The organism is Shewanella sp. 10N.286.54.B9 (assembly GCF_041468565.1).
GTDB lineage: Bacteria > Pseudomonadota > Gammaproteobacteria > Enterobacterales > Shewanellaceae > Shewanella.
In genome coordinates this window covers 18,386-30,629 of record NZ_JBFRIY010000025.1, presented here as the reverse complement: position 1 = coordinate 30,629, position 12,244 = coordinate 18,386, and the positions used below count along the sequence as shown (strand labels likewise).

General features: G+C 45.5%; 13 protein-coding genes. 2 read left to right on the top strand and 11 right to left on the bottom strand.

All coding sequences use genetic code 11. The features are described from left to right. The first annotated feature begins 13 nt into the window (after positions 1 to 13). A complete protein-coding gene (locus tag AB4135_RS09890; protein WP_371992455.1) occupies positions 14 to 1,060 on the top strand; it encodes a polysaccharide deacetylase family protein in 1,047 nt (348 codons plus the stop codon). 232 nt (positions 1,061 to 1,292) lie between these two features. Here AB4135_RS09890 and AB4135_RS09885 read toward each other — a convergent pair whose 3' ends face one another. The 5 genes from AB4135_RS09885 to AB4135_RS09865 all read right to left on the bottom strand — a co-directional run bounded on the left by AB4135_RS09885 (position 1,293) and on the right by AB4135_RS09865 (position 5,598). Next, positions 1,293 to 1,925 carry an SCO family protein gene (locus tag AB4135_RS09885; protein ID WP_371992453.1) on the bottom strand — a complete coding sequence of 211 codons (633 nt, stop codon included), beginning with the start codon at positions 1,923 to 1,925 and terminating at the stop codon, positions 1,293 to 1,295. 26 nt (positions 1,926 to 1,951) lie between these two features. After that, a complete protein-coding gene (gene cyoE / locus AB4135_RS09880) occupies positions 1,952 to 2,857 on the bottom strand; it encodes a heme o synthase (RefSeq protein ID WP_371992452.1) in 906 nt (301 codons plus the stop codon). A gap of 72 nt (positions 2,858 to 2,929) precedes the next feature. Next, complete coding sequence (locus AB4135_RS09875; protein ID WP_371992450.1) at positions 2,930 to 3,913, bottom strand: heme A synthase; 984 nt, start codon at positions 3,911 to 3,913, stop codon at positions 2,930 to 2,932. Between the two features lie 224 nt (positions 3,914 to 4,137). Next, entirely contained in the window at positions 4,138 to 4,683 is a 546-nt protein-coding gene (locus tag AB4135_RS09870; protein WP_371992448.1) for a hypothetical protein, read from the bottom strand. 222 nt (positions 4,684 to 4,905) lie between these two features. Beyond that, positions 4,906 to 5,598 carry an SURF1 family protein gene (locus AB4135_RS09865; RefSeq protein WP_371992446.1) on the bottom strand — a complete coding sequence of 231 codons (693 nt, stop codon included), beginning with the start codon at positions 5,596 to 5,598 and terminating at the stop codon, positions 4,906 to 4,908. Positions 5,599 to 5,641: 43 nt separating this feature from the next. On the opposite strand from AB4135_RS09865, the gene AB4135_RS09860 reads away from it, so the two are divergent. Next, positions 5,642 to 5,860 carry a DUF2909 family protein gene (locus AB4135_RS09860; RefSeq protein WP_371992444.1) on the top strand — a complete coding sequence of 73 codons (219 nt, stop codon included), beginning with the start codon at positions 5,642 to 5,644 and terminating at the stop codon, positions 5,858 to 5,860. A 12-nt stretch (positions 5,861 to 5,872) separates the two neighbouring features. Here AB4135_RS09860 and AB4135_RS09855 read toward each other — a convergent pair whose 3' ends face one another. The 6 genes from AB4135_RS09855 to lexA form a co-directional block, all read right to left on the bottom strand. Beyond that, positions 5,873 to 6,748, bottom strand: coding sequence for a cytochrome c oxidase subunit 3 (locus AB4135_RS09855; RefSeq protein WP_371992443.1), 876 nt, complete (start codon positions 6,746 to 6,748; stop codon positions 5,873 to 5,875). Positions 6,749 to 6,850: 102 nt separating this feature from the next. Next, a complete protein-coding gene (locus AB4135_RS09850) occupies positions 6,851 to 7,408 on the bottom strand; it encodes a cytochrome c oxidase assembly protein (RefSeq protein WP_371992441.1) in 558 nt (185 codons plus the stop codon). Between the two features lie 2 nt (positions 7,409 to 7,410). Beyond that, entirely contained in the window at positions 7,411 to 9,015 is a 1,605-nt protein-coding gene (gene ctaD, locus AB4135_RS09845; protein WP_371992439.1) for a cytochrome c oxidase subunit I, read from the bottom strand. A 9-nt stretch (positions 9,016 to 9,024) separates the two neighbouring features. Continuing rightward, on the bottom strand, positions 9,025 to 10,578 hold the full coding sequence (gene coxB / locus AB4135_RS09840; RefSeq protein ID WP_371992437.1) for a cytochrome c oxidase subunit II: 1,554 nt from the start codon (positions 10,576 to 10,578) through the stop codon (positions 9,025 to 9,027). Positions 10,579 to 11,022: 444 nt separating this feature from the next. Then, on the bottom strand, positions 11,023 to 11,532 hold the full coding sequence (locus tag AB4135_RS09835) for a cell division inhibitor SulA (protein WP_371992435.1): 510 nt from the start codon (positions 11,530 to 11,532) through the stop codon (positions 11,023 to 11,025). Next, complete coding sequence (lexA, locus tag AB4135_RS09830; protein ID WP_371992433.1) at positions 11,529 to 12,149, bottom strand: transcriptional repressor LexA; 621 nt, start codon at positions 12,147 to 12,149, stop codon at positions 11,529 to 11,531. Before lexA ends, AB4135_RS09835 begins: the two co-directional genes overlap by 4 nt. Positions 12,150 to 12,244: the final 95 nt, after the last annotated feature.

Below are 12,244 nucleotides of genomic sequence, written 5' to 3'. Positions count from 1 at the left end.
AGGTCTAATATTTATGGTTAAAAACGTGTTACTTGCGCTATTGGCGCTGACGGGTTTTTCAGTGCAAGCGGCGGTGATTCTGCAATATCACCATGTATCTGATACCACTCCAGCTATTACCAGTGTAACGCCAGCCCAATTTAAAGAGCAGATGCAGTACTTGGCTGAAAATAATTTTAATGTTGTGCCACTGTCTGAAGTGGTGGAGTCAATAAAGGCGCAGCAGCATTTACCTGCTAAAACGATTGCGATCACCTTTGACGATGGCTATCGCAGTATTGCTAACACCGCGCATCCTATCTTAAAGCAATACAAATTTCCCTACACGCTTTTTGTCTCCGTGGAGCCAATACAGCAGAAATATGGTGAGATGATGAGCTGGCAGCAACTTATCACGCTGTCTGAAGAGGGCGCTGAAATTGCCAACCACACTTGGGGGCATGAGCACCTGATCCGAGTGGAAAAAGGTGAGAGTGAACAGCAGTGGTTAACTCGTATTGAGAATAACATTTTGCGCACCGAATCGGAGATTGCCAAAGCGACTGGCCAAAACCATAAAATGCTGGCTTATCCATATGGTGAATACAATCAACAGATCGAAGATATGCTGACTAAGCATGGTTTTATCGCTTTTGGTCAGCAGTCCGGTGCCGCTGGGCCGCATTCACCTTTAACGGCATTACCACGGTTTCCTGTTGCAGGGGCTTACGCCGATCTTGATAGTTTAAAGGTCAAGCTACATAGCCTTAATATGCCAGTGATTGAGCAGACCAATAGTGATCCACAGTTGCAGTTTGGTCAGTGGCGACCAGAGATCAAAGTGAAGCTAGACATGTCTGACATCAACGCCTCACAGTTGATGTGCTTTATTCAAGGGCAGGGTGCCAAAAAGCCCAATTGGATCAGTGCAGATGAATTTACTATCCGTGCAGAACTTGATTTGCCTGCAGGACGTTCGCGCTATAACTGCACGGCACCGAGTAAGCACCAAGGTGGTTACTATTGGTTTTCTCAGCCTTGGGTAAGAGCCAAAGATAATGGTGAGTGGATAGCAGAATAACGCTAACGATGCGAATCAACCAAGGGTGTACTTTTATTTAGATGAAGGCCCCTTGGTAACGTGGTTTTGGAGGAATGTGAGTTTCCATCTAGCATCAGTGGTTCCAATGAGCCTTATCTGCGCAGATACAACCTAATGATATGGGCTAAGCATGAGCCAGCTAACTCACTTTACTGTAGAAATGAGTTAATCCCTGACTTAGGTCGCTCCGATGACTTGCGGTCTGTGATAGTTAGCCATTGCCATACTTTGCAATCAATGCATTTACATCGTGGATAAGCGCGCTATTTTTAATCTGTGGCAGCTTGCCTGGTGTATCGGATTTAGGCTTGATAATGGCGACTTTCTCACCGTGTGGTGAAACTAGCGCAAATGAAGCGCTGTGATCGACCTGATAATCCTCTCCATTACCGACCATGGCATAAACAAAACCAAGGCTGCGAGTTATCGGGTATAACTGTTTATGTTCAGCGGTGACGGCAATAAACTCAGGGTTAAAGAAGTTGGCGTAATTAAGTAAGGTATCAGTTGAATCTCGCTGTGGATCAACCGACAGAAAAATAATTTGTAAATCAGCATGATCTTGTAATTCGGGATAAGCTGCAGTGAGTTTCCCCATGGTCGTTGGACAAACATCAGGGCAGGAAGTGTAGCCAATAAAAAACAGGCTCCACTTTCCAACAAGATTGTCATTGGTGAATGCTTGTCCATGCTGATCTGTTAAAACAAAAGGGGCAATGGCTTGGGGAGCTGGAAACTCAAAGCTCGTCTGCAATTGTAGCTCTTTTGGTTGGCTAAACTGTATTGCAACCCAAGCACCGGCTGAGGCCAGAACAATCGCCGCTATTATCCATGACAACTTCATTGTAGTTTCCTCTCCTTAAACTGGTATTAGCCCCATAAATAGTGGTCAACCAAAAGTGCAATAAACAGCAGCATCAGGTGATAGATGGAGAACTTAAATACGTTCATCGCGAGACCAGGCGTTTCATGAAACTTAAGCTGCCATGCTTTATAGATAAAGCCTGCGCTTAATAGCGTCGAGCTGACTAAATAGACTGGGCCACACATGCCAACTAGGACCGGCAGCAAACAAGCAATGGCTAGCAAAATGGTGTAGAGAAAAATACAGGTTTTAGTAAATTCAACACCATGAGTCACTGGTAGCATGGGAATATCTACCTTGGCATACTCGGCTTTTCGGTGAATTGCTAATGCCCAAAAATGTGGTGGGGTCCAAGCAAAAATGATTATTACCAATAGTAGCGCATTGCCATGAAACTCCCCTGTAACTGAAGTCCAACCCAGTAGTGGCGGCATCGCTCCAGCAAGCCCGCCAACCACAATGTTTTGCGGCGTTGCACGTTTTAAGTAAGCGGTGTAAACCACTGCATAGCCGATGAGGCTGGCAAAAGTGAGCCATGCGGTTAATGGGTTGACCAAGGCATAGAGAATGACAAAACCTAATATCCCGATACCAAAAGAGAAGACCAGTGCTTTGGTGATAGAGACCTTGCCTTTGGGCAGTGGACGGTTATAGGTTCTTGCCATCAAGCCATCAATACGGCGATCGATAAGGTGGTTAAATGCCGCCGCGGCGCCTGCCATCATGCCAATGCCTGCCATACCCGCGACTAGAGGCTGTAGTGGCACAGTGCCTGGCACTGCGAGACACATACCTACCAGCACTGTTAATAGCATTAGCGCGACGACTTTGGGCTTGGTCATCTCATAATAGGCGCGCCACTGCAACAGTGGTGTTGCTGTGCTTCTGGATAGTGATATTTGTTTTTCCATGGCTTACACCTCGTTATTTTTCACTGAACACGCTTAAATACGCTGATATCTACTTGTTTATTGTTGGTATTATTATGTTTTCCGCCATAAGGCGTAATTAATAAATACCAATGTCAGTAGCAGTAGCGCAGCACCTGCGTTATGCGATACCGCTATCCCTAAAGGTAGGTGTAGCACGACATTGCTTATGCCCAAAATGACCTGTAACACCACTAATCCAGCTAATAACCAAGCTGCATTACGTATAGTGCTTGAATGCGCCTTAGTGATCAGTTTGAACGCTAACCCAAGTAGCATCACAGCAGTAATAATCGCCCCAATACGGTGGGCAACGTGGATGGTCATTCGAGCAGAGTAATCTAATACGCCAAACTCATAACTGGGATGATCCCCTTGAAATGGCGAAAATGCGGCACTGAAGTTGAGGTTGTCAACCCAATTGCCTTCGCATATTGGCAGTGAAGTACAGGCTAGTGCGGCGTAATTTGAAGAGGTCCAGCCGCCTAAGATAATCTGCAGTAACAGCACACAAATACACGTCAAGGCAAAAACAGACAGCTTTCTAGCGGGAGCATCGCCACCAGGAATGCGTAACGGTTTACTGCGAAGGTAGAGCAGTAAGAGTAATGAGAACAATGCAAATCCACCAATGAGGTGTGACATCACCACGATAGGCATCAGCTTCATAGTGACGGTCCACATCCCCAAAGCGGCTTGAAAAACGATAAGTGCAGCTATAAACATAGGTAGCTTTTTGGGCGCATCAGCTTTGCGTAAGCTCATGATCAAAATAACTAACACCATTAACCCTAAGGTGCCGGCAATATAGCGGTGGATCATCTCAAGCCAAGCTTTTTCCGATTCTACCGTGTGTTCTGGAAAGGCATTTTTTGCAGCGGCAAGCTCATGGCTAGCGCTTGGGACTTTAACCATGCCATAGCACCCTGGCCAATCAGGGCAACCAAGACCAGCATCGGACAGGCGAGTATAGGCGCCCATCATAATCACGCACAAAGTAAAAACTAAAGTGACTTTTAGTAGAGGTTTAATATCCATTAAGTACCCCTATGTTTTGGTTATCTGTCATAAAGAAGCTGGTATAAGCAAATCGATGCATAATCACGCAAAGAGTAAAAACCAAAGTCACTTTAAGAAGAGGCTTAATATCCATTAAGCACCTCCGGTTACTTTAGGTGCGACGAGGTGGGTATAAGCTAATCGATGCATAATCACGCAAAGAGTAAAAACCAAAGTTAGCTTTAGCAGTGGCTTAATATTCATTAGCCGATCCTCGATAGCTTAAGCATCTTTCTTAAGTCAGCCACAATCGCTTTACCCTGCATTATTTGCGCTTGATGACTGGTGGTGATCGGGTAACTCATGACCATACTGCCAAGGGGATCGACGACGACAAACTGTTGATCTTTGAGTAACTGAGTGATTGCTGGGTTAGGTGTAGCGGTAATAAAGTCGAATGATTTTAGTGCGGAGCTATCACTGTTTTCACCGAGCATGATGATGGTATGCACTCGGTCTTGGTTTCGACCTAATGCAACATGACTTTGTTGCAAAATATACAGTCTATCTAGGCAGGTACTATCGCAAACCGCCGGTAACAGATATAGCAATTGCCACTCTTTAGGCTGAGGGTTGGTCATATCTAGGCTTTGATAGCTTATGCCAACATCTAGCAGTTCACCCTTGTTAGTTGCGCCACCATTATACAGTCCAAAGCTCAAAATCAGCTTGGCCGCGATAACAGGTACAGCAAAGGCCAGTAATAGTAATAGCAGTGTTTTCTTACCGTTCTTTTTGGGGGAGTTCATTCCATCTCCTCTGTATTATTTGGGTATCACCTTACCTTTGTGGCTGCACCGCCTCGTTGGGGAGTGTCAGCATGCATTACCAATACAGCTAAGGTAATAAGCAAAACGACGGTAATCGTGAACATCTTAATATCAGTGCACCCCGAAACGGCTAGGACGCATATTTTCTAACCTACATGGTCTATTCTGGCTTAGCAATAGTGATGTTGTTATAAAGTTAAATTACTTATCTCTTTGTTTTAGTTTGCGAAAAAGCAAGTAAAGCATAATGAATCCAAACACGCCTGCCATGCTAAACCATTGAACCGCATAGCCTTGATGCTTTTGGGCTGACAAAGGTATGGGCTGCCACGGGTGCGGCCGGGTGTCGTTAGGTAGATTACTAGGTTGCAATACGCTATTGGCGAGAGGGTGATCGATTAGCTCGGACAGCTGCCCAAGGTTGAGGTTTTGAATACGTTTGGGCCAGCCGGGTTCTGCCATTAATTGCGAGCTCATTGGATTACTTTCTTTTTGGTATACCCGACCTTTGAGCTGCAAAGGCTGTTCAACGGGTTCGATTTCTGGCAGCGCAGCGCGGTTATGCCCGCCGGCAACAAACCCAAGCTCTACTAGCAACCATGGTTGCGTCGGGCTTATTTCAAAAGCTTGATAAGCTAAATAACCGACTCGTCTATCAAGCACTTGGTTATCAAGTAAATAAATGTACTCTGTGGCTGGTCTAGCTTGGGTGGTGAGTTTAAAACCTGTAGGGTTTTCAGTCGTCGGCAGTGCTAGGAGTTGTGAGTAATCGAGTTCAGTACTTGCTTGACGTTCATTTAGGGCTGCTTGCCATTGCTGCTTTTGCTGACCCCGTTCGAGCTGCCAAAAACCTAACTTGACCAAAATCGAAAACACTATCACAGTAGAAAGCACAATAAAAAACCATGCGGCCGTCACCCTGACTCGAGGAATCTTAATGAATGCACTATTTGTTTTTAAAGTGGTTTTAGTACTGCTACTACTATTCATACTTGTTAACTTAGCGCGAGCCTTATTTGTGATGGTTAAGGGCGAAAATAAAGTACCGATGAGCCAGTTTTTAGGCCGCCGAGTACTCTTTTCAGTACTGGTGGTTGTATTGCTGCTACTCGCATTAGGGACTGGGATTATTACGCCTAACCCCAGACCCTATTAATGCGTTATTTATCTATAGTACGTAGACGAAGATAAACAGACATAGCCAGACCACGTCAACAAAGTGCCAATACCAACTACCTGCTTGAAAAGCAAAATGCTGTTTAGGGGTAAAATGCCCCTTAAGCACTCGCATGAACAATACGATAAGGAACACGGTACCTAAGGTAACGTGCATACCGTGAAAGCCGGTGAGCAAGAAGAAGGTGTTGCCGTAAATCCCGGAATCTAGCGTTAGCCCCATTTCAGTGTAGGCGTGTACATATTCCTCTACCTGCAGAAACAGGAAGCCAATACCCAATAAAATTGTAAGCCCTAGCCATAGGGTCAACGCTTTGCGCTTGTCCTTTTCTAAGCCGACATGTGCAAAGTGCAATGTCACTGAAGAGGTAAGTAGGATCAGTGTGTTGTACAGAGGTAATCCGGTCCAGCCCATGGCTTCAGTGGTGGTGCCATCTGGCGTAGTAACTAACGGCCAAACCGCTTCAAACGTTGGCCAAAGGACTTCATGAGTCATGGCATTATTTGATGCACCACCTAACCAAGGTATCGCGATCATGCGGGCGTAAAATAGTGCGCCAAAAAAGGCCGCAAAGAACATCACTTCCGAAAAGATAAACCAACTCATACCTTGTCTAAATGAGCGATCCATTTGCTTGGAGTAAAGCCCAGCCATCGATTCAGCAATAACGGTTCTAAACCAACCAAAAATCATAAAAATGATGATGGCGATACCTGCTAGTAAAATATAACCGCCACTGCCGCCTTCCGTTTTTAACTCAGAGACATAGCTACCTGCGCCATAGGCGATCAGGAATAGACCAATGGCACCTATGATCGGCCAAGCACTTTGGGCTGGCACGTAATAAGGTTCGTGCTTAATTGTCATCTTGTGGCTCCTTGCTCTTCATTATCGACTGCGCCAATAATCGGCTCGCACGCTGTGCTAGCCCTTTAAAAGGGTGGTATAAGGTGTTCATCTCGCGGCTCCTTACTCTGCAACCATTTCGACATAGCCTTTGTCGGTGATGTTGTAGAGGGTGTAAGAGAGGGTCAAGGTCGAAATGGAGTCCGGTAATTCTGGGTCCACATAAAAGATGAGTGGTAGATCTGCACTGGCAGTAGGCTTGAGTACTTGCTGATTAAAACAAAAACACTCAGTTTTATTAAAGTAGGCAGCGCCTAGCCCTGGAGAGACGGACGGTATTGCTTGGCCGACAATATGTTCTGTCGACAAATTCTTAGCAACAAAGTGAGTCCGTATTAACTCGCCTGGGTGCACCTGCATGGTATTCATTTCCGGTTTGAATTCCCAAGGCATATCGCTTTGTATTTGGGACATAAACTCAACGGTTACCGTTCTACTTTTATCTACCGTGATGGGCTTATAAACACTGGCAGTACTTTGAGTCTTGCCATTAATGCCTAAGGTATCGCAAAGCACATCATATAAAGGCACCAGAGCAAACCCAAAGCCAAACATACCAACAGCGCCAAGAATGAGCATGCCGATAAGTTTTTGATTCGATTTACCCTGTACCTGTTTCATCTTTATTTCACCTCTGGTGGTGTTGTAAACGAGTGGTAAGGCGCTGGACTTGGAATGGTCCATTCTAGTCCTTCTGAGCCTTCCCAAGGTTTAGCCGGGGCTTTTTCACCGCCGCGAATACACTTGAGTACCACCGCTAAAAAGATAAATTGTGATAGGCCAAAGGCAAAGCCGCCGATAGATACAATTTGGTTTACGTCGGCAAACTGAATCGCATAATCAGGAATACGCCGTGGCATACCTGCTAAACCGAGGAAATGCATCGGGAAAAACAATACATTTACCGAGATAACAGAGCACCAAAAGTGCCAACGGCCAAGCGTTTCGCTATACATATTACCGGTCCATTTTGGCAGCCAATAATACGCCGCTGCCATAATGGAGAATATTGCACCTGTCACCAGTACATAGTGGAAGTGGGCCACCACAAAGTAGGTGTCGTGATACTGGAAATCAGCAGGAGTAATCGCCAACATCAGCCCTGAAAAGCCGCCGATGGTGAAGAGTATGATAAACGCGACGGCAAACAACATTGGCGTTTCAAAGCTGATAGAGCCGCGCCACATGGTCGCAACCCAGTTAAACACTTTCACCCCTGTTGGCACTGCAATCAGCATGGTGCAATACATAAAGAAGAGTTCGGCAAACACCGGCATCCCCGTAGTAAACATATGATGTGCCCAAACCAAAAACGATAGCACCGCGATACTCGCGGTGGCGTATACCATCGAAGCATAGCCAAACAAGGGTTTACGGCTAAAGGCAGGCACAATCGCTGAGATAATACCGAAGGAGGGCAAGATCATGATGTAGACTTCAGGATGTCCGAAGAACCAAAATATATGCTGGAACATCACCGGATCGCCACCGCCTGCTGCGTCAAAAAACGCAGTACCGAAATACTTATCGGTTAATACCATGGTCACGGTGCCGGCAAGCACCGGCATCACCGCTATCAGTAAGAAGGCGGTAATTAACCAGGTCCAAACAAATAAAGGCAACTTCATCCACGTCATGCCGGGGGCTCGCATATTGACTATGGTTACCACCACGTTAATCGCCCCCATGATCGAGCTTATCCCCATTATGTGCACTGAAAAAACAAAAAGTGCCGTGCTATCAGGGCTATATGTTGTCGACAGAGGTGCGTAGAAGGTCCAACCAAAGTTTGGCCCACCACCTTCCATAAACAGTGAGCTCAATAGAATCGCAAAAGCAAAAGGTAGGATCCAGAAGCTCCAGTTATTCATGCGAGGCAGTGCCATATCTGGCGCGCCAATCATCATCGGGATTAGCCAGTTTGCTAAGCCGGTAAAGGCGGGCATAACAGCACCAAACACCATGACAAGGCCATGTACTGTGGTCATCTGGTTGAAAAAGTTAGGTTCGACTAACTGTAGACCCGGCTGGAATAACTCAGCGCGAATGACCATAGCCATTGCGCCACCAGTTAGGAACATGATGAAGCTAAACCATAAGTACAGCGAACCAATATCTTTATGGTTGGTGGTTAAAACCCAACGCATTATGCCTTTCGGCGCCCCATGATGGTGGTCATCATGGTGATCGTCGTGAGCGGCGGGTGAATCTTGAGTAATCGTGCTCATTTTAATCCCCTACTTTCCGTGACCAACAACGTCAGAAGCCTGAACCGCATCACCTGAGTTATTACCCCATGCATTGCGCTCGTAAGTCACCACTGCAGCTAGTTGTTGTGGCGTTAACTGCGAGTAAAATGCCTGCATTGCCGTGCCGGGCTTACCGTTGATAACAATATCAAGATGATCTGACACTGGACCTGTGATTACCGGACTACCGACTAATGAAGGGAATACCGGTGGCATACCCGCACCTGTTGGCTGGTGGCATGCAACGCAACTGGTCATGTAGACTTTCTCGCCCATGGCCATTAACTCGTCCATGGATAAATCATCCAATACAACTGCTTTCACCTCTTCTACAGCTGCAGTTACCTTAGCTTCAACGGCTTCGGTTGCTGGTAGAGTCGCGGGTAAGGTAGTCGGGGTTGCATCTGCGGCAGCGGGGTTTGCACTTTGCCCTGCACTAACATCTGCTGCTTGCACACTATCGCCAGAGTCATTGCCCCAAGCATTACGCTCAAAGGTCACAACTGCCGCAATTTCTGTCGCAGTAAGTTGTTTAGCAAAGGCTTGCATTGCTGTACCTGGCTTACCATTTACCACGATATCGATATGGCCTGCGACAGAACCCTTGATAATAGGGCTGCCGATAAGTGACGGGAATACACCCGGTAAGCCTGCTCCATTGGGCTGGTGGCATGCGGCGCAGCGAGCCAAATAAACCTGCTCACCTTGCGCCATCAACTCATCCATACTCAAGGTTTGGGATAGGGCTGCTTTTGCTTCAGCTTCAGCATTGTTGGCGGCCTGCTTTTGAGCGATGAGCCATTTATCAAAGTCGGCCTCTGATAATGCTTCGACAACAATTGGCATAAAACCATGGTCCTTGCCGCATAGCTCGGCACATTGACCTCGATAAACACCGGGCTTATCTATTTTGGTCCATGCTTCGTTGATAAAGCCTGGGTTAGCATCTTTTTTAACCGCAAAAGCAGGCACCCACCAAGAGTGGATCACATCTTCTGAGGTCATTAAAAAACGCACTTTGCGATTGATAGGCAGCACAAGTGGCTTATCTACTTCAAGTAAGTAGTGTTCGCCTTTCTTTTCTGTTCCTTCAATTTGTTCGCGGGGAGTCGACATTAAGCTGAAAAACTCAACGTCTTGGTTAAAGTAACTGTAATGCCACTTCCACTGTGAGCCAGTGATTTTGATGGTTAAGTCAGCATCGCTTGGATCTTCCATGGCAATCAATGTTTTGGTTGCAGGAATTGCCATGCCTATAAGAATGATAAAAGGCACTACAGTCCATAATATTTCGACTTTAGTACTTTCATGAAAATTGGCGGCGACTGCGCCTTTTGATTTGCGGTGGTTGATCATGGCATAAATCATTACGCCAAAAACAACTAAGCCAATAGCACAACAGATGTAAAGGATGATCATGTGCAGGCTATAAACCTGTTCACTGATCGCCGTCACGCCCTCTGTCATATTAAGTGGCATTTCTGATGCAAAAAGTGCAGGCGTAAATATTAGCGCCAACACACAATACAACAATTGCTTCACTAGACTTCTCCTCTGTCAACAAGACAAAGAAGAGTCACACAGTAAGTCTCTGCTCTATGTAAACTCTTCAGTTCCCAAAAAAGCAACGATGACTTCAAAGTGCACGAGTGGCGTGTCAATCGTGTCGTTATATTATGTGTCGACTATCGATATGACTTTTGTAATTTCCAGTATCTATCTACTGGTTAGTGTAACCACTTTGGCACCTACGGCTGAAATATATCAGGCCGATCACAGTCTTCATATACTCTAAAAGGATCTACAGTCCGTACATAAAGACCGACGACTAAATCGCTCGGATATAACAAAAATATCGTTGTTATCAGTTCCTACCCTACTTGGTGTTGAAATATTGATCAAGATCACTTTTTGACTAATTTCACGTGTTAGGGAAATAAAAAAGCTTCCCGAAAGGAAGCTTAGAAGAGTAATAGAAATAATGGCTTAATGAATTGAGGTGAATAATGAACCTTGATTATGCATCTTATCCTGTGTGTTTATTGCGCTGTCAGGTAAGTGAGCATTCGCATTTTCAATCACGATACCGAGTGCTTGGGCACTTTTAGCGACTAATTGTAGGCGTCTATTATCACGTGCATCTAGGCTATTTGCCCAAGTAATTACTGCACTTGATGTGCCGCTTGTGAGTGCTTTTTCCATTGCCCATAAGGTTTCGACTTCATCTTTGGCATGCACCAGTAAAATTCTATCCATGCGCACACCTGCTGTTGCAAGCATTTGCTTGTAACCAATATTAGGTGGGCTAATTAAGACAATCCAGCGACCTTGTTGGCTCAGTTGAGCCAATTGACCACTTAGCTTTTTTAGCTCATTACGCCCTTGAGTTGCCGATACCATAGTTTCAATATCAGTGCTCTTTTTAGTCATAGAGGAAGTTGGCATATCTTGCCACAGACCTGGATGACGGGGGCTTACACCTAATAATTTGTTCATTGCCAATCTCCATTGCGGATCACGCCAACGGCTAAACCTTCAATGCTAAGGCTTTGGTTTGCTAGATCCACTTCTATGGGTGAGTAATCTTCATTTTCAGCATGTAAAAAGACTTTATTACCTTTCTTTTCAAAGCGCTTAACGGTTACATCATCTTCAACACGAGCTACCACTACTTGGCCGTTACGTGCTTGCTGACTTTTATGTACAGCTAACAGATCACCTTCAAGTATGCCGATATCTTTCATGCTGTCACCGCGTACACGCAGAAGAAAATCAGCAGAAGGACGGAACATCGTTGGGTCAACTTTATAGTGTTGCTCGACATGTTCTTGAGCAAGTATTGGCTCACCTGCAGCCACTTGGCCAATCAGTGGTAAACCAGACTCTGTCTCTTCTGTATCTTCCTGGGTAAGTCTAATTCCTCTAGAAGTGCCAGGAATGATCTCAATACACCCTTTTTTGGCCAGTGCTTTTAAATGCTCTTCAGCGGCATTAGCAGACTTAAAGCCTAAACGTCTAGCAATCTCTGCACGGGTAGGTGGCATGCCTGTGTCAGAAATATTTCGTTTAATCAGTTCTAAAATTTCTGCTTGGCGCGGTGTAAGTGGTCTCATGGTTGAACCTGTTTTTCTATACAGTACCTGTCAGTATATACAGTAATTCAGTCAGTGCAAGTATTAACCATATTAATGTAAGCATAAGTTAAATT